The 21,933-nt window shown below is 71.4% G+C and carries 18 protein-coding genes; 15 read left to right on the plus strand and 3 right to left on the minus strand.

Translation table 11 applies throughout. The features are described from left to right. Positions 1-5: 5 nt before the first annotated feature. Complete coding sequence (locus KGQ19_RS23660; protein ID WP_212011649.1) at positions 6-602, minus strand: hypothetical protein; 597 nt, start codon at positions 600-602, stop codon at positions 6-8. 234 nt (positions 603-836) lie between these two features. On the opposite strand from KGQ19_RS23660, the gene xerD reads away from it, so the two are divergent. The 7 genes from xerD to KGQ19_RS23695 all read left to right on the plus strand — a co-directional run bounded on the left by xerD (position 837) and on the right by KGQ19_RS23695 (position 7,826). Next, the gene (xerD, locus tag KGQ19_RS23665; RefSeq protein WP_212011651.1) at positions 837-1,748 is read left to right on the plus strand and encodes a site-specific tyrosine recombinase XerD; all 912 of its coding nucleotides are present in this window, start codon (positions 837-839) and stop codon (positions 1,746-1,748) included. Between the two features lie 408 nt (positions 1,749-2,156). Continuing rightward, the gene (locus KGQ19_RS23670) at positions 2,157-3,176 is read left to right on the plus strand and encodes a ParA family protein (RefSeq protein WP_212011678.1); all 1,020 of its coding nucleotides are present in this window, start codon (positions 2,157-2,159) and stop codon (positions 3,174-3,176) included. Further along, positions 3,173-3,733, plus strand: a complete 561-nt coding sequence (locus KGQ19_RS23675; RefSeq protein ID WP_368862154.1) for a hypothetical protein — start codon at positions 3,173-3,175, stop codon at positions 3,731-3,733. Before KGQ19_RS23670 ends, KGQ19_RS23675 begins: the two co-directional genes overlap by 4 nt. 232 nt (positions 3,734-3,965) lie before the next feature. Continuing rightward, entirely contained in the window at positions 3,966-5,009 is a 1,044-nt protein-coding gene (locus tag KGQ19_RS23680; protein ID WP_212011654.1) for a segregation and condensation protein A, read from the plus strand. Beyond that, entirely contained in the window at positions 5,006-5,920 is a 915-nt protein-coding gene (gene scpB, locus KGQ19_RS53465) for an SMC-Scp complex subunit ScpB (protein WP_212011656.1), read from the plus strand. Before KGQ19_RS23680 ends, scpB begins: the two co-directional genes overlap by 4 nt. A 58-nt stretch (positions 5,921-5,978) precedes the next feature. Beyond that, complete coding sequence (locus KGQ19_RS23690; protein WP_212011658.1) at positions 5,979-6,743, plus strand: septum formation family protein; 765 nt, start codon at positions 5,979-5,981, stop codon at positions 6,741-6,743. 78 nt (positions 6,744-6,821) lie between these two features. Next, on the plus strand, positions 6,822-7,826 hold the full coding sequence (locus KGQ19_RS23695) for a pseudouridine synthase (protein WP_212011660.1): 1,005 nt from the start codon (positions 6,822-6,824) through the stop codon (positions 7,824-7,826). Between the two features lie 93 nt (positions 7,827-7,919). Here the strand turns inward: KGQ19_RS23695 and KGQ19_RS23700 are convergent, their stop codons facing one another. After that, positions 7,920-9,476, minus strand: a complete 1,557-nt coding sequence (locus KGQ19_RS23700) for an MFS transporter (protein ID WP_307856494.1) — start codon at positions 9,474-9,476, stop codon at positions 7,920-7,922. 93 nt (positions 9,477-9,569) lie between these two features. On the opposite strand from KGQ19_RS23700, the gene KGQ19_RS23705 reads away from it, so the two are divergent. The 8 genes from KGQ19_RS23705 to KGQ19_RS23740 all read left to right on the plus strand — a co-directional run bounded on the left by KGQ19_RS23705 (position 9,570) and on the right by KGQ19_RS23740 (position 20,026). Beyond that, positions 9,570-10,559: a helix-turn-helix transcriptional regulator gene (locus KGQ19_RS23705; protein ID WP_212011662.1), complete on the plus strand. Its 990-nt coding sequence runs from the start codon at positions 9,570-9,572 to the stop codon at positions 10,557-10,559. Positions 10,560-10,732: 173 nt separating this feature from the next. Then, positions 10,733-11,095 carry a chorismate mutase gene (aroH, locus tag KGQ19_RS23710; protein WP_212011664.1) on the plus strand — a complete coding sequence of 121 codons (363 nt, stop codon included), beginning with the start codon at positions 10,733-10,735 and terminating at the stop codon, positions 11,093-11,095. A 30-nt stretch (positions 11,096-11,125) separates the two neighbouring features. Then, positions 11,126-12,211 carry a prephenate dehydrogenase gene (locus tag KGQ19_RS23715; RefSeq protein WP_212011666.1) on the plus strand — a complete coding sequence of 362 codons (1,086 nt, stop codon included), beginning with the start codon at positions 11,126-11,128 and terminating at the stop codon, positions 12,209-12,211. Between the two features lie 112 nt (positions 12,212-12,323). Further along, a complete protein-coding gene (locus KGQ19_RS23720; protein ID WP_212011668.1) occupies positions 12,324-13,484 on the plus strand; it encodes a metallophosphoesterase family protein in 1,161 nt (386 codons plus the stop codon). Continuing rightward, positions 13,481-16,456 carry an ATP-binding protein gene (locus KGQ19_RS23725; RefSeq protein ID WP_212011670.1) on the plus strand — a complete coding sequence of 992 codons (2,976 nt, stop codon included), beginning with the start codon at positions 13,481-13,483 and terminating at the stop codon, positions 16,454-16,456. Before KGQ19_RS23720 ends, KGQ19_RS23725 begins: the two co-directional genes overlap by 4 nt. A 37-nt stretch (positions 16,457-16,493) precedes the next feature. Then, complete coding sequence (locus KGQ19_RS23730) at positions 16,494-17,711, plus strand: DUF445 domain-containing protein (protein ID WP_230419272.1); 1,218 nt, start codon at positions 16,494-16,496, stop codon at positions 17,709-17,711. A 115-nt stretch (positions 17,712-17,826) separates the two neighbouring features. Continuing rightward, positions 17,827-18,879 carry an NAD-dependent epimerase/dehydratase family protein gene (locus KGQ19_RS23735; RefSeq protein WP_212011672.1) on the plus strand — a complete coding sequence of 351 codons (1,053 nt, stop codon included), beginning with the start codon at positions 17,827-17,829 and terminating at the stop codon, positions 18,877-18,879. 10 nt (positions 18,880-18,889) lie between these two features. Then, complete coding sequence (locus KGQ19_RS23740) at positions 18,890-20,026, plus strand: DUF6183 family protein (RefSeq protein WP_212011674.1); 1,137 nt, start codon at positions 18,890-18,892, stop codon at positions 20,024-20,026. 148 nt (positions 20,027-20,174) lie between these two features. Here the strand turns inward: KGQ19_RS23740 and KGQ19_RS23745 are convergent, their stop codons facing one another. Beyond that, on the minus strand, positions 20,175-21,230 hold the full coding sequence (locus KGQ19_RS23745; protein ID WP_212011676.1) for a lactonase family protein: 1,056 nt from the start codon (positions 21,228-21,230) through the stop codon (positions 20,175-20,177). Positions 21,231-21,933: the final 703 nt, after the last annotated feature.

Below are 21,933 nucleotides of genomic sequence, written 5' to 3' on the forward strand. Positions count from 1 at the left end.
GCCGATCAGCCCTGGTTGTAGGGCCGGCCACCGCCCTGGTTCGGGTCGTAGGGCTGACCGCCGCCCTGGTTCGGGTCATAGGGCTGGCCCGTCGGGGGCCGGTCGTAAGGCTGCCCCTGCTGGTAGGGCGCACCACCGCCACCGCCCTGCGGCGGCTGGTTGCGGAACGAGCCCTGCGCCTGCTTCAGCGAGTCGGTGGCGGACTTCAGGTCGCCGCCGCCGGCCCGGTAGTCCAGCCACCCGAACACCGCCGCGGCGATGGCCAGCACGAGGCCGATGTAGAGCCCGAACGCGGCGCTCATCGACGCGCCCATCTCGCTGGGCAGGGTGATCCAGCGCAGCAGGATGATGACGAAGCTCAGGGCTCCGACCACGGCGCTGACCAGCGGCAGGCCGAGCGGGACGGAGAAGTCCCGGCCGAACGCCGGCAGCGCGGCCAGGGCGCCGAGCGCCAGCAGGAGCAGCATCGGAAGCCAGGCGCCCAGGCCCGCGTTCCAGCCGTTCCAGTTGAACTGCGAGTAGGTTCGCCCGCCGACGCTCAGATCCGCCCAGTGGAGGAATGAGTCGACAAAGGCCAGTAGCCCGATGACGGCCAGCGCCATCCGGGTACGGTCAAGCCTGGACAGATCCATTGTGGTGCTAACCCCCATAATGCCCGATGCGTTCCCTACGCATGTTCGGCACAGTGCCGGAACGACAGTTTTACGCCATCGCACCCTCGCAAGTAAGACCTCCTGCCGAAGTCCCGGGAAAAGATCGCCGAACGCGGCCCGACCTGCCGACCCGTCAGGAACTTCAGGGGCCGCCGCGGGCCGGGGCCGGGGTACCGTGAGCCCGTGTCCGACGACGTCGATTCCCGCGTAAAAGCGCACCTAGAGCATCTGTCCGTGGAACGCGGACTGAGTGCCAACACCCTTGCCGCCTATCGCCGGGACCTCGCGAGGTACGGGGTTTTCCTGGACACCCGGGGCCGTGCAAATTTCACTGACATCGAGCGCGCGGATGTGTCGGCTTTCCTGGCAAGTCTCCAGGATGGTGCCGCGTCGTCCGCTGCACGCACAATGTCGGCTGTACGCGGCTTGCACCGATTCGCGCTGTCAGAGGGCTGGGTCGGGGTCGACGTGAGCGACGACGTGCCGCCGCCGCAGGTCCCGCTCCGGCTTCCGAAGGCGCTGCCGCTCGACGATGTGGAACGGCTCTTGGCCGCGACCGAGATCGACGAGCCGTTGGCCCTGCGCGACCGGGCTTTGCTGGAGTTCCTGTACAGCACCGGGGCGCGCGTCAGCGAGGCCGTGGCACTGGATGTCGACGACGTGGACCGTGAGGACCGCACTGTCATCCTCGACGGCAAGGGCGGCAAGCAGCGACTGGTCCCGGTCGGCTCCTACGCCTGCCGGGCCATAGACGACTACCTCGTGCGCCTGCGTCCGGAACTCGCGCGCAAGGCCAGATCCGGCACCGCCGGAGCGCTCTTCCTCAACGCGCGGGGCGGCCGGCTGACCCGGCAGGGTGCCTGGATGGTCCTCGGCGCCGTCGCGGAGCGTGTGGGGCTGGCCGGGCGGGTCTCGCCGCACACCTTGCGGCACTCCTTCGCGACGCATCTGCTCGACGGGGGAGCGGACATCCGGACCGTGCAGGAGCTGTTAGGTCACAGTTCGGCCACGACCACCCAGATCTACACCCGGGTGACCGTCGAGCGGTTGCGTGAGGTGTACGCCACCAGCCATCCCAGGGCCCTGAACGGCTGATCACGGTAGGCTGACCTCTCGGGAGAAGTGGTCTGTCGGGGTGTCCGCGGGTACCCGGTCGGGTACTGAGACACTCCCGTGACCAACCATCCTGATATGAGATGACAGATACCGGCGACGCATACCGGTTCGGGTGATTTATCTCCTGTTTTCCGCCGTGAACCGGGTTGAAACACCCCCTGTGTGTCTCATTGCCTTGCTGTAATGACACCGTGCCCATAGAGTCACTCCAGCGATGAGAGTGGGCAAGTCGGTAAGGAGGTAGAGCGACTTGTGAATGAGTCGACATTTGCCGCCGGCCGGGTGGTAGCGCCGACCGACGCCGCCCGGGGAGGCACTGCCGGGGCGATGGCGTCTCAGACGGGGATCACGCCTGCTCCTCGTCATCCACAGCGTTCCGAGGACATGATGAACACGACTGACAAGACCTCCGACGCCAGCCGCGCCGGAGTGGAGTTCGACGACCCCTACGGCATCATCGAGGACGAACTCCGCTACCAGGACGGGTTCGACCCGGATGCGGAGATAGAGCCAGACCCCGATTACGCCGCCACCTTGGCGCCGGACCCGGCGACGCAGCGCCGCGAGCGGGTGGGGCCGACCGGCCGCCCGATGCCGCGCTTCCCGGTGCCCCGGCCCCCGGTCGAGCACGGCCCGGCGCGCATCATCGCGATGTGCAACCAGAAGGGCGGCGTCGGGAAGACCACGTCGACCATCAACCTGGGCGCCGCGCTGGCCGAGTACGGGCAGAAGGTGCTGCTGGTCGACTTCGACCCGCAGGGCGCGCTGTCGGTGGGTCTGGGCGTGAACCCGATGGAGCTGGACCGCACGGTCTACAACCTGCTGATGCACCGGGGCGTGAACGTCGAGGACGTGCTGCTCAAGACGGTGACCCCGGGGATGGACCTGCTGCCGTCCAACATCGACCTGTCGGCCGCCGAGGTGCAGCTGGTCACCGAGGTCGCCCGGGAGTCGGCGCTGGCCCGCACGCTCAAGCCGGTGATGCACGACTACGACTTCATCATCATCGACTGCCAGCCCTCGCTGGGCCTGCTCACGGTGAACGCGCTGACCGCCGCGCACAGTGTGATCGTCCCGCTGGAGTGCGAGTTCTTCGCGCTGCGCGGGGTGGCGCTGCTCACCGAGACCATCGAGAAGGTCCGCGAGCGGCTGAACCCGGAGCTGGAGCTCGACGGCATCCTGGCCACCATGTACGACGCCCGGACCGTGCACGGCCGCGAGGTGCTGGCCCGGGTGGTCCAGGCCTTCGGCCCGCAGGTGTTCCACACCGTGATCGGCCGCACCGTCCGCTTCCCGGAGACCACCGTCGCCGGCGAGCCCATCACCTCGTACGCCTCGGCCTCGGTGGGCGCCGCCGCCTACCGCCAGCTGGCGAGGGAGGTTCTGGTCCGGTGCCACGCCGGGTGAGGATGCCCGCGGCTGACGAGCTGTTCCGCACCACCGCCGGCAACGGCACCCTGGTGCGCGAACCGCGCGAGGCCCACGAGGGCCGCGGCGAGGAGGGCGCGGAGCTCCCCGAGCGTCCGGCGCGCAACAGCCACACCCCCGTCGCGCCGCCGAACGCGCCCGCGCCGGCCGCCGCCGGGCCGAAGGGCCCGGCCAACACGGTCCCGGCGCCGACGGCCTCCGCCGATGTGGCGCAGGTTTCGGCGACGCAGGCCGCGGCGCCCGCCGAGCCCGCGCCGGCCGTCGCGCCGCCACCGGCCCAAGCCGCTCCGGCCCGCAAGGTCACGGCCCCGCGCCGGCCCAGCGGCCGCGAGCGCCACGACGAGAAGATCACCGTCTACGTCTCCCCGGACGAACTGATCGGCCTGGAGCACGCGCGCATCATGCTGCGCGGCGAGTACGGCCTGGCGGTGGACCGGGGCCGCATCGTCCGCGAGGCGGTGGCCGCGCTGCTGGCCGACCTCGACGCGCGCGGCCGGGACAGCATCCTGGTCAAACGGCTGTCCGCGGGCGGCTGAACGCTAGACGATCGATTCCTGGGGGTACCGGCGCGAAACGACACGCAGCCTCTGGCTGCCAAGGGCACAGTAGCGGCGCCTGGCCGCCCCGGCCGGCCCCCCGAAGCCAACCAGTCTGAGGGAGGCCTTCCGTGACGCCCATGCTTGCTGCTGAGCCGTTTCGCAATACTGCTTGTCAACAGGCGGTCCTGCTAGCCGGAACCCCCAGGAATCAATCGTCTAGAGTGCAACGGTGACGTTGGAAGTGGACCAAGCCGATGCGGCGACCGCGCCCGTGCCGGCCGAAGCCGGGGCGGGCGAAACCGGGGTGGCCGAAGGCGGGCCGGCTGCAGGCGGGTCGGCGGCGGCTGCGTCGGCGGTGGCCGTGCCGGTTGAGGACTCCGCGGCCCGGGTCGACGGCTTCCAGGTCAGCCTGCCGGAGTTCTCCGGCCCCTTCGATCTGCTGCTCGGCCTGATCGCCAAGCACAAGCTGGACGTCACCACACTCGCGCTGTCGAAGGTCACCGACGAGTTCATCGCCTACATCCGGGCCATGGGCGACTCCTGGGACCTGGACCAGGCCTCGGAGTTCCTGGTCATCGCGGCCACCCTGCTGGACCTGAAGGCCGCCCGGCTGCTGCCGGCCGCCGAGGTCGAGGACGAGGGCGACCTGGCCCTGCTGGAGGCCCGGGACCTGCTGTTCGCCCGGCTGCTTCAGTACAAGGCGTACAAGCAGGTGGCCATCGACCTGGGCCGTCGGCACGCGGCGGCCGGGCGCATGTTCCCGCGCGCGGTGAAGCTGGAGCCCTCGTTCGCGGACCTGCTGCCCGAGGTGATCATCAACCTGACGCCGGAGCAGTTCGCGGCGCTGGCGATCAAGGCGATGACGCCGAGGACCCCGCCGGAGGTCTCGGTCACCCACCTGCACGGCAGCCCGGTCAGCGTCCGCGAGCAGGTGGCGGTGCTGATCGCGAAGATGCGCGAGTTCGGCACCGCCAGCTTCCAGAAGCTGTGCGAGGACGCACCGGACACCCTGACGATCGTCGCGCGCTTCCTGGGCCTGCTGGAGCTGTTCCGCGAGGCGGCGGTGATGTTCGACCAGCCCGACGCCTTCGAGGAGCTGACGGTCTCCTGGACCGGCACCGAGGAGGGCGAGCTGAAGGTCGCGGTCGACGAGTTCGACCGGAGCGCGCCGGTCGAGGAGACGGCGGCGGCGCCGGAGACGCAAGACGAGCAAGAAGTGCAAGAAGAGCAAGAAGTGCAAGGCGAACTGTGGGAAGCGGGAGAGTTGGAATGAGCGACGACTGGGAGTACGAGAGCCCGGAGTACGTCGCCAGCGACGAGGATGAGGCCGCTGCCGGGGTGACCGCCGCGCAGGCCTCCGCTGTTCGCGACGATTCAGCCGAGCCCGAGCCCGAGCCCGAGCCCGAGCTCGCCACCGAGCCCGCAGCTGATTCCGACCGGGCCGCCGACTCCGAGAGCGTCGAGCCTGCCACCGCCACGAGTGCCGGCCTCCCCGCTCCCCGCAGCGAAGCCAAGTCCCCGCTGCCGTCCCCGCGCACCGAGGCCGAGCCCGGGGTCCGCGAGCCCGCTGTGTCCACCGAACCCACCGTCGAAGGCTTCGACGACGCCACCTGGCAGCTCTCCACCGACATGGCCCCGCTCCCGCCGCTGCGCCAGTGCCTGGAGGCGATCCTGCTGGTGGTCGAGGAGCCGGTGGCCGACGTGGTCCTGGCCCAGATCACCGAGCGTCCGCGCGACGAGGTGGTCCAGACCCTGCAGGAGCTGGCCGCGGAGTACACCGAGCAGCAGCGCGGCTTCGACCTGCGCCAGGTGGCCGGCGGCTGGCGGCTCTACACCCGCGCGGCGTGCGCGCCGCTGGTGGAGCGGTTCGTGCTCGACGGCCAGCAGGCCAAGCTCAGCCAGCCCGCGCTGGAGACCCTGGCCGTGGTCGCCTATCGGCAGCCGGTCAGCCGGTCGCGCATCTCCGCGGTGCGCGGGGTGAACTGCGACGGCGTCATGCGCACGCTGCTGACCCGGGGCCTGATCGAGGAGGCCGGCACCGACGTGGATTCCGGCGCCATCCTGTACCGGACCACACCGCTGTTCCTGGAGAAGATGGGCATGCGGACTCTGGAGGAGTTGCCGGAGCTGGCTCCGCTGCTGCCCTCGGTGGAGTCGATGGAGGAGTCCGAGACTCTGGGCTGACACCTGTGTGTCAACTGAGCAATACAGCTGTCGGCAGGGTCCATTACAGTTCAGCGCCATGACCGAGCCCAACCCCAATCAACAGCCCTACCAGGGCATACCTGGGTCCGGGGGCCCATACGCGCCGGTACAGGACCAAGTCCCGTACGAAGCGCAAAGCCCTTACGGCCAGCAGCAGCCGCAGTACGGCGGCGCGAACCCTTATGCAGCGCAGCAGTCCACGCAGAACCCTTATGGCGCCGGCCAGCCGCAGACCCCGTACGGCCAGGGGCCGCAGAACCCATACGGCGACGGCAGCCCCTACGGCGGCCTCGGCCCGGGCCCGCGTCGCAAGCGCCGCCCGGTCCTGCTCTACATCCGCCTCGGCGTGCTGGTCGTGATCCTGATCGGCGGCGGTGTCAGCTGGCTGATCACCAACAGCCACAAGGCCCACCGGGACGCCGGCGGCACCATCAGCAAGGCGGGGAACGTGGACGTGATCAACCTGCGGGCCGGGGATTGCTACGAGAAGCCCAGCGACCCCACGGTCGCGTTCTCCTCGATCAAGGCGGTCCCCTGCACCCAGCCGCACGACGCGCAGGCCTTCTTCAGCTTCACCTACCCGGGCGCCACCTCGCTGCTGCCCAGCGACGACGACATGAAGACCAACGCCGAGCCGCAGTGCGAGGCCGCGGCCAAGACCAAGGTCGATGAGACCAAGATCCCGGACAACGCGAACCTGATGCTGATGTTCGCCGACGACAGCACCTGGTCGCAGGGCTATCACGACATCCTTTGCACCTTCGAGAACGACAGCGACTTCACCGGATCGCTGATGAAGTAGGCCGGCACACATCGGGCAAGTAGCCCGCCTGCAAACGGGCGGACGAGCGGGGGTCTCCGATAGGGGACAATGGACGTCATGAACACCCCCGCTCGCCGTTCCCAGCCCAGTAAGTCCGGAGGAGGCCGCGCCACCGGTTCCGGCGGCGGAGGGCCCAGGAAGACCGGCGCGGGATCCGGCGGAGGCCGGCAGCCCGCCCCCTATGGCGGCCGTTCGCCCGGCAAGTCCGGCGGCGCTTCGAAGCGCGGTGGCAGCGGCAACGGCGGTCCCAGCGGCAATAGTGGCACCAGCGGTAACAGCGCCAAGCCGACCGCCGCCAAGCCCGACTGGCGCGATTACGACCCCTTCGCGGACCCCAACGAAGAAGGCGTCCGCCTCCAGAAGGTCCTGGCCCAGGCCGGGGTCGGCAGCCGCCGGGTCAGCGAGGACCTGATCGCCGCCGGCCGGGTCGAGGTCAACGGCGAGGTGGTGCGCCACCAGGGCATGCGCGTGGATCCCGAGACCGCGGTGATCCGGGTGGACGGGATGCGCATCTCCACCGCCGAGGGCATCGTCCATTTCGCGTTCAACAAGCCGGTCGGCGTGGTCTCCGCGATGGACGACCCCGACCGCCCCAACCTGGGCGACTACGTCCGGGGCCGCAACGAGCGGCTGTTCCACATCGGCCGCCTCGACGTCGACACCGAGGGCCTGATCCTGCTCACCAACGACGGGGAGCTCGCGCACCGGCTGGCGCACCCGTCGTACGAGATCCGCAAGGTCTACCGCGCGCAGATCTACGGCACCGTCCCGAAGGACCTGGGCCGCCGCCTGCGCGAGGGCGTGGACCTGGAGGACGGTCTGGCCCGGGTGGACCACTTCCGGCTGCTGGACTCCGTCGGCCGCAACGCGTTGGTGGAGATCACCATCCACGAGGGCCGCAACCGTATCGTCCGGCGCATCATGGAGGCCGTCGGGCTGCCGGTGCGGGGCCTGGTGCGGACCAAGTTCGGCCCGATCTCGCTCGGCGACCAGAAGCCGGAGCGGATGCGCCCGCTGAACAAGGAAGAGGTCGGCGCGGTCTACAAGTCCGTCGGACTCTAAGACCGTCGGGGCGAGAACCCCCGTCGAAAAAGCCAAAGCGAAGCGCCCCCGGATCTCCGGGGGCGCTTCGCTGTAGTCAGATCCGCAGACCGCCTACAGGGCGGCCGCGGCCTTGGCCGCACGCTCGTGCTTGTCCAGGTTGTACAGGTAGTACGCGAACCCCACGGCGACCAGCGTGACCACCACTCCGGCGCCCGACAGGTAGGCCATGGCCTGGCCCGCGGCGTGCACCGCGTGGCCGGCGGCCACCGTCAGGTACAGCGTGCCGAGTGAGGCGATGCCGACGACCTGCGCCAGCTGCGCGTTGGTGGCCAGGGTGCCGGAGGCGTCCGCGGCTTCGGTCACCGGGACCCGCATCAGGGCCAGGGTCATCGTCGGGGCGTTGCCGATACCGACGCCGAGCCCGAAGACCATCTGGTTCAGGTAGAACCACACGCCGCCGTAGCCGCCGTCCTTGAACATCCAGATCTGCGCCGCCATGCTGGCCGCGCCGATGACCAGGCCGATCACCGAGAACCGCCGGATCAGGTGGGCCGGGATGTTCCGCCAGAAGTAGCTCACCAGGCCGAAGGCCAGTGCGCACGGGGCGAAGGCCAGGCCGGTCTTCAGCGCGCTGAAGCCCAGGGCGCCCTGCAGGTGGATCGCGGTGGCGAACAGGTTGCCGGCGTAGACCACCATGACCAGGAAGATCAGGACCAGCGAGGGCTTCATCCCGGACATCTCCAGGATCCGGCCCGGCAGGATCGGCGAGTCACCGCGGCGCGCCACCCGGCGCTCCACGGCCAGGAACAGGACCAGCAACGGCACGGTGGCGGCCAGCAGGACCCAGCCCCAGATCGGCCAGTGCTCGTCGTGGCCCAGCACCAGCGGCACCACCAGGGCCAGGATGGTCGGCGACAGGGTCAGCACGCCGGCCAGGTCGACCTTGTTGTTCGCCGCGCTGTTCTGCGGCTTCACCGACGGCAGGGCCCGGATCGAGGCGATCCACAGCACGATGCCGATCGGCACGTTGACCAGGAACACCGGCCGCCACGACCAGCCGAACAGGTTCGCGGTCACCAGGACGCCGCCGAGCACCTGCCCGACCACGATCCCGGAGGCCAGCACCGCGGTCCAGGCGCTCATCGCCTTGGCCCGGGCCTCGCCCTGGAAGGTCTGCTGGATCAGGCTCAGCACCTGCGGCAGCATCACGGCCGCGGCTATGCCCTGGATCACCCGGAAGATGATCAGCTCGCCGCTGTTCTGGGCCAGCCCGCAGGCCAGCGAGGCGATGGTGAAGCCGGCCAGCCCGGCCTTGAACAGCCGTTCGTGGCCCAGGATGCGGCCCAGCCGGGCCCCGGTCACCAGCAGCACCGCGTAGGCGATGATGTAGCCGGCGGCGACCATCTGCAGGCTGGCGCCGTTGGCGTGCAGCTTCTCGCGGATGCTCGGCAGCGCCACGTTGACGATCGAGCCGTCCAGCAGGGCCATGAAGTAGCCGACCAGCAGGGTGGCCAGGATCAGCCCCGGACGGCGAACGCCGCCCGGGGCGTCCGCAACGCCGGGCGTACGGTGGTTCGTGGCCGGGGATAAGGTCGCGGCGGCGCCCCGGGCGCCGGTGGCGGTCACGCGGTTCGGTCCGATCTCGGACTCGCTCAAGGTCTTCGTCACAACACCAGGATCCCGTGACTCCTATGGGGGTACCAGGAGTCTAGTTATCCTATTACTACCAGTACCTGGCACCAGGATGTCCGAGCATGCATCATGGTGTTCGTGAGCATAGACCTAACCCACCCACAGGCGGCCGGCAGTCGAACACCTGGCAGGGACGCCGGCCCGCGCCGCCGCTCGGAGCTGGCCTCGTTCCTGCGCAGCCGCCGCGAGCGGCTGGACCCGGAGCAGCTGGGCATGCCGACCGGCACCCGCCGCCGCACCCCGGGCCTGCGCCGCGAGGAGGTCGCGCAGCTCGCCGGGGTGGGGGTGACCTGGTACACCTGGCTGGAGCAGGGCCGGCAGATCAACGCCAGCGTCCAGGTGCTGGACGCGGTGGCCCGCACGCTGCGGCTGGACCAGGCCGAGACCGAGCACCTGTACCGGCTGGCCGACGTCCCGGCGGTGCCGGCGGTGGTCAACTGCCGCCGGCTGGCCCCGGAGGTCCAGCAGATCCTGGACGGGCTGCGCCCGCTGCCGGCCTCGGTGGTCAACGGCCGCAGCGACATCCTGGCCTGGAACCGCTCGTTCGCCCTGCTGTTCCCGTTCATGGTGAACGCGCCGGAGGACAAGCGGAACTCGCTGTGGTCCACGTTCACCAGCCCGAAGTGCTGCCACCCGTACGTGAACCGGGGCGACGACCTGGGCCGGATGGTCGCCAACTTCCGGGCCCGCTACGGCCGGCACGTCGGCGAGCCGGCCTGGGACGAGTTCGTGAAGCGGCTGTGCGCGGCCAGCCCGGAGTTCGCCGAGCTGTGGGCCGAGCACGGCGTGGCCGACGGCGGTGTGCACGTGAAGGTCTTCCGGCACCCGGCGCTCGGCGAGCTCAGCGTCGTGTCGACCACCTTCGACCTCGCCGCCGCCCCGGAGACCCGGATGATGGTCAGTACCCCGAACGATGAGAGCACCCGCGAGAAGTTCGAGATGCTGCGGCAGGACACCCTGCCCAAGGGCCTCACCTACCCCTGCGGCCACAGCTTCGACCCGCCGCCGGAGGCCGAGCGGGCGTCCTCGCCGGGTGCCTACACGCTGCACAAGGTCTGAGCGCAAGGTCTGAGCACCGGATCTGTGCGCAAGGTCTGACCACCGGATCTGTGCGCACGGTCTGAGCACCGGATCTGAGCGCTGCCGCCTGGTCACGGCGCGTGCCGTCTCGCACGACGGGACGGGCCGTCCCGCCGCGCGACGGGCCCGGCGGTGATCAGTAGGGTGGTCGCATGGCAGTCCGGGCGGTACGAGGCGCGATCCAGTTGGACCACGATGACCGGGACCACCTGTTGGCGGGGGTCACCGAACTGGTCAAGCAGGTGTTGGAGCAGAACGGCTTCGCCGTCGAGGACCTGATCAGCATGCTGTTCACGGCCACTCCCGACCTGCACAGCGAGTTCCCGGCGGTGGCGGCGCGCGAGCTGGGCATCGTCGACGTGCCCCTGATGTGCGCGCAGGAGATCGACGTGACCGGCGCGATGCCGCGCGTGGTCCGGCTGCTGGCGCACGTGGAGACGCTGCGCGGCAGGCACGAGATCCAGCACGTCTACCTCGGCGGGGCTGCGGCGCTGCGCAGGGACATCGCTCAGTAGGCCCGAGCGGGGAGCCGATAGGGTTTCCCCATGCGTTCCGCCCTGGTCGTCGGCACCGGTCTCATCGGCACCTCCATCGCTTTGGCGTTGTCCCGCCGCGGGATAGAGGTGTATCTGCGCGACGCCGACGAGTCCGCGGTGCGCACCGCGGCGTCCCTGGGCGCCGGCCGCACCGGCCAGCCGCCGCAGGCGGTGGACCTCGGCATCCTGGCCGTGCCGCCGGCCCGGATCGGCGTGATGCTGGCCGAGGCGCAGCGCGAGGACTGGGCCCGGGTATACACCGACGTCGGCTCGGTCAAGGCGCTGGTGCACGGCGCCGCCGAGGACGCCGGCGCCGACCTGAGCCGGTTCATCGGCGGCCACCCGCTGGCCGGCCGCGAGCGCTCCGGCCCGCTGGCCGCGCGCGCGGACCTGTTCGAGGGCCGTCCCTGGGTGCTGACACCCGGCCCGACCACCTCCCGCGACGCCCTGAACCAGGCCCTGGAGCTGGTCTCGCTGTGCGGCGCGGTGCCGGTGGTGATGGACACCGACGAGCACGACCACGCCGTCGCCCTGATCTCGCACGCCCCGCACCTGGTGGCCGCGCTGATGGCGGCCCGGCTGGAGAACGCCCGCGAGGAGTCGGTGCGCATCTCCGGTACCGGTATCCGGGACCTGACCCGCATCGCCGGCGGCGCCCCGGAGCTGTGGGAGGACATCCTGTCGGCCAACGCCCCGGCGATCGCCGAGGTCCTGGCCGCCTACGCCGAGGATCTGCGGGCCGCCGTCGACGCGCTGCACGCGGTCGGCGGGGACGACGCCGAGGCCGCCAAGCGCGGCGCCGCCGACCTGGCCGACCTGCTGCGGCGCGGCAACACCGGGCACGCGCGCATCCCCGGCAAGCACGGAGCGGCTCCGGCCTCTTACACCGGGGTGCCGGTGCTGATCTCCGACCGGCCCGGCGAGCTGGCGCGGCTGTTCGCGGCGGCCGGCAGCGTCGGGGTGAACATCGAGGACGTGCGGATCGACCACTCGCCGGGGCGCGAGGCCGGTCTGGTGGAGCTGATGGTGGACCCGACCGTGGCCGATCGGCTGGCCACGGACCTGGCCGCCGCCGGCTGGACCGTCCAGTCCTGACTCGGCCCGTCTGGTCCGAGCCGGCTCCGGCGCGTCCTGGCTCCGGCCTGACTCGGGCCCGACTCGGGGTTCCGGTCCGGGCTGACGGTCCCACCGTCTACGGTTGACTTCCATGCGATTCCTGCACACCGCCGACTGGCAGCTCGGTATGAGCCGCCGGTTCCTGGACCCCGAACGCCAGGGCCAGTTCGACGCCGCCCGGCGCGACGTGCTCGGCACCCTGGGCCGGCTGGCGGTGTCCGAGGGCTGCGAAGCGGTGGTGGTCGGCGGGGACGTGTTCGAGACGAACAACGAATCGGCGCGCACAGTACGGCAGGCCATGGAGAAGCTGCGCGACCTGCCGCTGAAGGTGTTCCTGCTGCCGGGCAACCACGATCCGCTGAACGCGGCGTCGATCTGGGACTCGCCGAAGTTCCGCGACGCCTGCCCGGACAACGTGCTGGTGCTGCGCGACGGGCAGCCGGTGCGGGTGCGGCCCGGTTTCGAGGTGGTCGGGGCGCCGTGGCGCTCGAAGCGGCCGACCTCGGACCTGCTCGGCGACCTGCTGACCGCCCTGGACCCGGCGCCGCCGGGCGTGCTGCGGGTCGCGGTCGGCCACGGGGCGGTGGACGCGGTCGCGCCGCAGGCCGACCCGGTGGCGCTGATCCGCATCGCCGGCGTCCGCGCGGCGCTGGAGGCGGGCAAGGCCCACTACGTCGCGCTCGGTGACCGGCATTCGACCACTGAGGTGACGCCCCGGGTGTGGTACTCCGGCGCCCCGGAGCCGACCGACTTCGACGAGGTGGACGCCGGCAACGTGCTGATCGTCGAGCTGGACGAGGCCGATCCCGCGGCCCCGCCGACCGTGACCCGGCACCGGGTCGGCACCTGGCGCTTCGAGCCGGTGACGGTCGAGGTGGCCGGCGCGGCCGACGTCGCGGCGCTGCGGGCCCGGCTGGCCGCGATGCCGGACAAGGACCGCACGGTGCTGAACTTCGCGCTGCGCGGGACGCTGTCGGTCGCCGAGAAGGAGGCGCTGGACGCGGTGCGTGAGGAGGCCGCCGACCTGTTCGCGGGCTCGCGCGACTCCTCCAGCCGCACCGATCTGGCGATCCGGCCCGCCGACGACGACTTCGACGCCCTCGGCCTGACCGGCTTCGCCGCCCGGACCCTGGACGACCTGCGGGAGCTGGCCGCGGGCGGGGACGAGGCCGCCGCGCGGCAGGCTTCGGACGCGCTGGGGCTGCTGGTGCGCCTGACGGGTTCGGGCGCTACCTCCAGGAGGGCCTCGTGAGGCTGCTGCGGATCCGGCTGACGAACTTCCGCGGCGTCGCCGACCGGGAGCTGACGTTCGCCGAGCACGGCGTGACCGTGGTCGAGGGGCCGAACGAGTCCGGCAAGAGCAGCACCATCGAGGCCTTCGGCCTGCTGCTGGACGAACTGGACTCCTCCCGCAAGGAAGCGGTCCGCGCGGTCAAGCCCCGGCACAGCGACGCCTCGCCGGAGGCCGAGGCGGAGTTCCGCGTCGGCGGCTACCACCTCCTCTACCGCAAGCGCTGGCTGCGTCCGCTGACCGAGCTGCGGATCCTGGCGCCGGCCCCGGAGACGCTGACCGGCCGCGAGGCCCACGAGCGGGTCCTGGCGATCTTGAACCAGGCCACCGACTACGACCTGTTCAAAGCCCTGCGGGTGCTCCAGGACAAGCCCTTCGACGTCGACCGCATCGCCGGCAGCGCCTCCCTGCGCGCCGCCCTGGACGCGGCGGCCGGCGGCGCGGGCCCCGGTGACGGCTCCGAAGACACCCTGGTCCAGCGGGTCGAGAAGGAGTTCACCCGCTACTTCACCCCCAGGAACCACCAGCCGACCGGCGAATACCGCACCGCCCTGGACGCCCACACGGCCGCCACCGCCGAAGCCACGGACCTGGCCGCCACCCTCGCGCGCGTCGAAGCCGACACCGAGCGGCACGGCGAGGTCACGGCACGCCTGGCGGACTTGCAGCAGCGGCTCCTGGCCGACCGCGGCGACCTGGAGCAACTGGGCCAGCGCGCCAAGAACGTGGAAACGCTGCGCACCCGCCGAGACGGCGCCGACGCCCTGGTCGAGCGCGCCTCGCGCGACGCGGACCTGGCGGCGGCCGCGTGGACGGCGCGCCAGGCGCTGGTGCGGGGCATGAGCGACTACGAGGGCGAACTCACCACCCTGCGCGACCAGATCGCCGCCCACGCCGAACTCCGCGCGGACGCCGACACCCGCCGCACCGGCGCCCAGGCCATGCACCAGAGCGCGGACGAGGCGCACCGCCTGGCTCTGCGCGGCTACCAGGCGGCGGACGCGGACTACCGCTGGATGCGCGACGCGCACGAGCTGGAGCGCGTCCGCGCCGACCGCGAAGCGCTGGCGGAAGCGGACCGCGAGGTCGAGGCGGCCGCGGCGGAGAGCGCGGCGACGGAGATCGACGACCGCGCGGTCGACGCGATCGACCAGGCCGACCGAAGCGTGCGCGACGCGCGGACCACGATCGAGGTGGCTGCCGCGACCGTGCGCGTGGAGCGGCTGGGCGGCGCGGTGGTGACGGTGACGGAGGCGCGGGGCGCCGTGCCTGAGGCCCGCGATGGCCTTGAAGCTTCGCAGGCGGCTGCGATGCCAAGCCTGCCGCTGAGTGAGTCGAGCGCCGCGCCGGCTGGCTCAGCCGACTCGCAAGCTGGCCTGAGCGCTGCCGACTCGCTTACCGCTGGGCCTGCCACTGCCGCGAGCGCCGCCGCCATCCCCGAAGCCCGCGCCGGTGCGGCCACCACTATCGCGACCACCACCATCGCGACCACCCCGGATCTCGCCGCACCCCTGATCCGCCGCATCACCGACCCGCTGGTCATCGAGGCCGAGGGCATCCTGCGCATCACCCTCGCCCCCGGCGCCAGCGAGCGCGAGCTCCGCGCGAAGCTCGATGCCGCCGAGTCCGCACTCGTCGCCCTGTGCCACCAGACCGGCGTGCGCGACCTCGCCGCCGCCCGCATCCGGCAGCAGCGCCATGTCGAGGCGCGCGCCGCCTTGGTGGCAGCTGAGTCCGCGCGCAAGAGGCTGAGCAAGGACCCTGCCGCGCTCGCCGATGAGCAGGCCCGCCTCGAAGCCCGCATCGCCGATCACCTCGATCGCCGCGACGGCTCCGTCCTCCCGCCCGCCGATCGCGATGAGGCCGAGACCGTCGCCGAGCACCGGCGCGCCGAGTCGGAGGAGACCGCCGCCAACCTCGACCGCGTCGCCGACGCCCTCCGCTCCGCCGAGGCCCGGGCCAACGAGCTCGTCGCCGAGGCGCAGAAGCTCGCGGGCCGGGCCGAGCACCTCGCCGCCGAGCACGAGGCGGCCCGAGTGCGCCTGGCCGAGGCCCGTGCCGCCGCCGAGGATCAGGTCATCGAGCAGCGGGACGCCGACGCGGCCAAGGCCCTCGCAGCCGCCGTGCAGGACCGCGCCGCCCACGACGCCGCCTACCGCGAGGCCGAGCCCGATCAGGTCGCGCTGCTGCTCGGCAACGCGCGGGACGTGGTCGGGCGCACCGAGTCCGAGATCGCCGAGGCGCGGGCCGAGTTGCAGCACCTGGCCGGGCGGCTCGACACCGTGGGGGACGACCTCGCCGACCGGCACCGGGAGGCCGAGGCGCGCCGGGACGCCGCCGAGCGGGAGAAGGACTCCGTCACCGCGCGTGCCGAGGCGGCGCGGCTGCTGCGCGACACCCTCCTGCGCCGTCGGGACGAGGCCACGCGCGCCTATCAGGGCCCGTTCAAGGAGCAGGTCGAGCGCTTCGGGCGGCTGGTGTTCGGGGCGTCGTTCGGGGTCACCGTGGACGCCGACCTGCGGGTGGCCGCCCGCACGCTCGACGGCCGCACCGACCCCTACGCCGAGCTCTCGACCGGCGCGCGTGAGGCGGTGGCGATGTGTGTGCGGCTGGCGTGCGCGGCGCTGGTCGGGCCGGACGGCGGGGTGCCGGTGATCATCGATGACGCGCTCGGCGCGGCCGACCCGGGACGGCGCCGGATGCTCGGCGCGCTGCTGGCCCACGCCGGAAGCCCGGCCGGTGCCAGTGCCGGTGCCGCGGTAGTCGCCGGAGCCGCTGATGCCGCCAGCGCTGCCGCCGCTCCCGAAACGCCGCCCGAACCCACCCAAATCATCGTTTTCACCTGCGACCCCGACCGCTACCGTGCCGTCGGCTCGGCGCAAGTCCGCTCGCTGGGCCACAATAACGATCGTGACGAAAGCCCGGCCTCCTGAGCCGCTGACCCCCAGCGAACTGCAGAAAAGGCGCGCCATGCGCCGGATGAAAGCGGTGGCGACCGGCTTCCTGTTGGGGGCGGCCGTCGTCTACATCGCCATGAAGCTCCTGCAGAACCACGGGGTCACCGGCTGGACCGGCTACATCGAGGCGGCCGCGGAGGCCGGCATGGTCGGCGGCCTGGCCGACTGGTTCGCCGTCACCGCCCTGTTCAAGCACCCGCTGGGGCTGCCGATCCCGCACACCGCGATCATCCCCAAGCGCAAGGACGCGTTCGGCGAGGGCCTGGGCACCTTCGTCGGCGAGAACTTCCTGTCCGAGGACGTCATCCGCGGCCGCCTGTCCGCGCTGGGCATCTCCCGCCGCACCGGCCAGTGGCTGTCGGAACCGGAGAACGCCGCCCGGGTCACCAGGGAGCTGGCCACCGCGGTGCGCGGCGTGCTGACCGTCCTGCGCGACGAGGACATCCAGAAGATCCTCGGCGAGGCCGTCACCACCCGGCTGGCCAAGGCCGACCTCGCGGCCCCGCTCGGCGGCCTGCTCCAGCGGGTCACCGAGTCCGGCAGCCACCACCAGCTGGTGGACATCATCGCGGCCCGGGCCCACGACTGGCTGGAGGAACACCCGGAGGCGATCGAGAACGCGGTGTCCAACGAGGCCCCGCTGTGGTCCCCGCGCTTCCTGGACGACGCGCTCGCCCGCCGCATCCAGCGCGAGCTGGTGAAGCTGGCCGGCAGCGTCCGCGACGACCAGCAGCACCCGGTGCGCGGGGCACTGGACCGCTTCCTGGCCGACTACGCCGAGGAACTGAAGACGGATCCGGCTACCCGGGCCCGCGTCGACAAGCTCAAGGCCGAGTTCCTTCAGCACTCCGAGATCCAAGGCCTGGTCGCCTCCGGCTGGACCGCCATGCGCCAAGCCGTGATAGAGGCCGCCGAGGACCCGGACAGCGACTTGCAGACGCGCGCCCGCGAGGGTCTGCAGAACCTGGGCCACCGCCTGGAGACCGACACCGGCATGCAGGAGAAGGCCGACGGCTGGGTCCGCGAGGTCGCGGTGCACCTGGTGACCACCTACCGCCAGGAGATCACCTCCCTGATCACCGACACCGTCGCGGCCTGGGACGGCCCGGCCACCTCCCGCAAGATCGAGCTCCAGGTCGGCCGGGACCTGCAGTTCATCCGCATCAACGGCACGGTGGTCGGGGCGCTGGCCGGCCTGCTGATCTACACGATCACGCAGCTGGCGTTCTGAGGCGCGCTCCTTCTGAGGCGCGCTCCTTCTGAGGCGCGTTCATTCTGGGGCGCGCTCCATACGCTGTCAGCAGAAAGGCTCGCCTCCAGCCGCCGCCCGCTGCGAGGGTGGAGCGATGAGACTTCTGATCATCGGCGGCAGCGCGTTCCTGGGCCGCGCCCTGGCCCAGGAGGCCCTGGACGCCGGCCACGAGGTGACCGTCTTCAACCGCGGCCGCACCGCTCCCGACGTGCCCGGCGTCCGCTCGGTGCGCGGCGACCGCGAGTCGCGGCCGGACCTGGGGCGGCTGGCCGCCGAAGGGCCCTGGGACGCCATCGTCGACACCTCCGGCTACGTCCCGCAGACCGTCGGCGCCTCGGTCCGTGCCCTGGCGGACCAAGCCGCGGCCTACGTCTTCATGTCCACCATCAACGTCTTCCCCGACTGGCCGGCCACCCCGATCACCGACGCCTCCCCGGTCCACGACTGCTCCCCGGACGCCGGTCCCGACGACGGCGACTACGGCACCCTCAAGGCCGGCTGCGAACGCGTCGTCGTCCGCGACTTCCCCGGCCGGGCCCTGTCCCTGCGCCTGGGCCTGCTCCTCGGCCCGCACGAGGACATCGGCCGCCTCCCGGCCCTCCTGCTGCGGATAGCCGACGCCGGCCCGACCCGCGACCTCCGCGTCCTGGCCCCCGGCGACCCCGGCTCCCCGCTCAGGCCGATCGACGTCCGCGACATCGCGCAGTTCACCCTCGGCGCCATCGGCCAAGGCCTGACCGGCCCCTACACCGTCGCCGGAACCCCGGCGAACGCCTCCACCTACGGCGAACTCCTCCAGGCCTGCATCACCGCCACCGGTTCGGCGGCCCGCCTGGACTGGGTCGACGCCGATTTCCTGCGGAACCAGGATGTCGAAGCCTGGACCGAACTGCCGATCTGGATCCCGCCGGGCGAAGTGCCGTGGTCCGTGGACACCTCGCGCGCCGAGGCGGCCGGGCTGCGCTGCCGTCCGCTGCGCGAGACCGTCCAGGACACCTGGGCCTGGCTCGCGGCCGACGACGGGCAGGTGCGGCGCTCGTACCAGCCGAAGCGGCCGCACGGGCTCAGCGAAGACAAGGAACGCGCGCTGTTCGCGGCCTGGGACGCGGCAAAAACGCCGTCGCGGGAGGCTGACCCCGCTTCATAGGCTCGCGGGTGTGGTGGATCAGATCGATGAAACCGTCCGGTCGCTCCGCAACCTGAAGCACCTCCACCAAGGCGAGTCCGAGAAGGTCATCCGCTGGGTCCGGGGCGAGTCGGCACGCCGCCTCGCCGACGGCGACCCCGGCTACCTGGGCGACCTCGGCATCGCGCTGCTGGCCTGCCATCGGGACGAACCGAAGGCCTGGCAGTACCAGGACATCTTCGACCACCTGCTCAGGCTGCTCATCGGCGACGCCGGGAAAGGCGACCTCGGGCAGGCGCTCCGACTGATCGGGGCGGCCCGGCACTCCGGTCACGACGTGGACCGCGTCGCGGCCGCGCTCCTCGCGGCGAACCGGCGCCGGGTGTCCTTGACGGCCGTGTTCGCCGAGGACGGATCGACGGCCGGGGTGAGCGACACCTTCCGAGCCTGCGTCGTCCATGAACTCGTCCTGCGCGAGGGCACGATCTCCCGCCGGAAGACGATCGCCGATTGGGCCGCCTCCCCGGCCATGCGGAACCAGCCGCTGGGCTGGCTGCCGCTGCACCTGGCGCCGTTCGAGCTGGACGGCGACCAGTGGCCGCACGCCACCCGACCTGACCGGGTCGCCACGGTCTCCCCGGACGTGCTGGCCTCGTGGCCAGCGACCGACCTGATCACGCCGGAGCTGTCCCAAGCCCTGTCCGCGCCGGTGATGAACTGGGTCGAGGACTCCAACGGCCGGGTCGAGACCGGAGTCTTCGGGCTGGCCGAACCGGTGCGGCCGCAGAGCGTCCCGGAGGTCCTGGCCGGGCTCGGGATGGACTTCCTGGAACCGGTCGACGGCCCGTTCCGGCTCGACGTCCACGACACCTCGGTCTGGGACGTCTGGCAGACGCTGTTCCGCGCGGCCTCCGGCGGCGGCGCCTACAGCCGGGGATGCCACGGCGCCTACAGCCGGCTGTTCGCCTGGCAGGCACTGGCCGCGCTCGCCGGAGCGTCGGCGAACAGCCCCCACGATGAAGTGGCGCGCTCGGCCCAGGCCTGCACCTGGCACCGCTTCGACGGCGAACTGCCCGGATTCTTCCGGATCTTCTGGGACATCGGCCTGGTCGGCGTCCGGCCTGGCGGCGGCAGCATCGCGGTCCTCGCCGCGACGGACACCGACTGATTTCCCGTTTACTGGAAGAGATTCCCCGCGTGATCGAGTTGCATATCGGCGGAGGGGAGAACCGTGGCGGTGGCGTCCCATCCGCCGCCGCGGTTCCCCTGCCGTCTTCTCGTGCTCTTCCTGTCCTTGCTGTCCCGGCGTTCCGGCCTCAGCCCGCGATCGGCAGCAGCGAGGCCGGGGACTTGACGCTGTAAGGCGTCCCGACCGGCGTCAGCCGCCCGGTCCCGGCGTCCACCCGGAACACCGTGATCAAGTCCGAGTGCTGGTTCGCGCTGAACAGCAGCGTCCCGTCCGGGGACAGCACGATGTCCCGCGGCCACGCCCCGCCGGCCGGCACCACCTCGACGGGCTCAAGAGCGGCGCCGTCGGAATCGATCGAGAACACCGCGATCGTGTCGTCGATGCGGTTGGAGACGTAGAGGAAACGGTCGTCGGCCGACACCCGGATCGCCGCGCACCAGGTCCGGTCGGACTTCCCGCGGTCGGCCTCGGCCCGGCTCTGCACTTCCGGGCCCGCCTCGCCAGTGCCCGCGGCCTCGTCCCACGAGCAGACCGCGACCGTGCAGGAGACCTCGTTCAGCAGGTAGAAGTAGCGGCCGGAGCCGTGGAACGCCAAGTGCCGCGGACCCGAACCGCCGGGCAGCGCCACAACACTGTGCGCGGCGAGCCGGCCGGCGCTGTACTCGTACACATACACCGAGTCCGTCCCGAGATCCACGGCCAGCACCCAGCGGCCGGACGGGGAGACCACCACCTGATGCGCGTGCGGCCCCTCCTGCCGGTCAGCGCGGGGCCCGGAACCGCTGTGCTGGATGACCTGCGCGGGCTCGGTACCGGTCACCCGGCCCTCAGCGTCCAGCGGGAAGACCCCGACGGTGCCGGAGGTGTAGTTGGCGACGAACAGCGCCGTGCCGTCCGGGTGCGACGCCAGGTGGCACGGGGCCGCGCCGCCGCTGGCAGTCTGGTCGCGCACGTCGGAGCTGCCATCAGCGACGCTGAAGCGGGCAGAGGCGACCCGGCCATCGGGCTCCTGTTCCACCACCGCGGTCAAGACGCCGCGCGCATCGTCGTAGACGACGTAGGAGGGATCGGCGATGTCCACCACCGAGACCGGGGACAGGGTGCCGTCGGCGGCATAGCGCAGGCAGTGGATGCCCACACCGTAGCTGCCGACCAGAAGATACGAGTTCGCAGAGTCGACCATGGTCGTATTGTCGCCCAAGCTGGAGCCTGGCGCTTTCCTTTCGATCACTGGCCGGTTCGGTTCGGTCTGGGCTTGTCCGGTCTGGTCCGGAACCGGTCTGGTCCGGAACTGGTCTGGTCCGGAACTGGTCCGGTCCGGAACTGGTCCGGTCCGGAACCGGTGGGGCGGAGCGACCGCCCCGCTGGTGGGCCCACCTGGCGCGCTGGGTTCACTCGGGCAGTGACTGCGGCGCGGGTATTGCGGTTCTGCGTTCTGTGTTCCGGCAGCGGTTTCGCCTGGTTCCGCTGATCCAGCAGTGTGTTCGGGGCGGGGGCTTTCGGGGTGAGGGGTTTTCGAGCCGGGTCGCTGTTGGGGTGTGGGTTTCAAATGCTTTTTACGGCCTTCGGTCATAGTTGTGCCGGTTCGGGGTTCGGGGTGGTGGGTGTGTTTGTCGGCTGCCAGTTCGCGCGTTCACAACCCCGCCGCACCTCAGGCCTCTTCAACTCCGGCAAGTCAGGACAAGGGCAAAGGGCCAGATCAAGAGCAAGATCAACGGCGCAAGCAAGATCAACAGCAAGATCAAAGTCAAAACCATGGTGAAGGGCCGGGCCTCCGGCGGGCCTCGGCAACCTCAGGGAAACTAGCGCGGTTCCCTCGGGTGGCCGGGTGAGTCTCAGCGGCTGCGGTCCCTGAGGTGGTGCGGTCCGTTCCCCTCGGTCGCGTC

Origin of the sequence: Catenulispora pinistramenti, assembly GCF_018274385.1 — a bacterium.
In the GTDB taxonomy this organism is placed as follows: domain Bacteria; phylum Actinomycetota; class Actinomycetes; order Streptomycetales; family Catenulisporaceae; genus Catenulispora; species Catenulispora pinistramenti.

Bases quoted from the DNA above. Each gene is read 5' to 3' on its own strand.
- KGQ19_RS23730 (WP_230419272.1), top strand. From the start codon at position 16,494: ATGCGCCGGATGAAAGCGGTGGCGACCGGCTTCCTGTTGGGGGCGGCC.
- scpB (WP_212011656.1), top strand. From the start codon at position 5,006: ATGAGCGACGACTGGGAGTACGAGAGCCCGGAGTACGTCGCCAGCGAC.
- KGQ19_RS23705 (WP_212011662.1), top strand. From the start codon at position 9,570: ATGGTGTTCGTGAGCATAGACCTAACCCACCCACAGGCGGCCGGCAGT.
- KGQ19_RS23695 (WP_212011660.1), top strand. From the start codon at position 6,822: ATGAACACCCCCGCTCGCCGTTCCCAGCCCAGTAAGTCCGGAGGAGGC.
- KGQ19_RS23690 (WP_212011658.1), top strand. From the start codon at position 5,979: ATGACCGAGCCCAACCCCAATCAACAGCCCTACCAGGGCATACCTGGG.
- KGQ19_RS23745 (WP_212011676.1), bottom strand. From the start codon at position 21,230: ATGGTCGACTCTGCGAACTCGTATCTTCTGGTCGGCAGCTACGGTGTG.
- KGQ19_RS23720 (WP_212011668.1), top strand. From the start codon at position 12,324: ATGCGATTCCTGCACACCGCCGACTGGCAGCTCGGTATGAGCCGCCGG.
- aroH (WP_212011664.1), top strand. From the start codon at position 10,733: ATGGCAGTCCGGGCGGTACGAGGCGCGATCCAGTTGGACCACGATGAC.
- KGQ19_RS23715 (WP_212011666.1), top strand. From the start codon at position 11,126: ATGCGTTCCGCCCTGGTCGTCGGCACCGGTCTCATCGGCACCTCCATC.
- KGQ19_RS23670 (WP_212011678.1), top strand. From the start codon at position 2,157: ATGAACACGACTGACAAGACCTCCGACGCCAGCCGCGCCGGAGTGGAG.
- KGQ19_RS23660 (WP_212011649.1), bottom strand. From the start codon at position 602: ATGGCGCTGGCCGTCATCGGGCTACTGGCCTTTGTCGACTCATTCCTC.
- KGQ19_RS23735 (WP_212011672.1), top strand. From the start codon at position 17,827: ATGAGACTTCTGATCATCGGCGGCAGCGCGTTCCTGGGCCGCGCCCTG.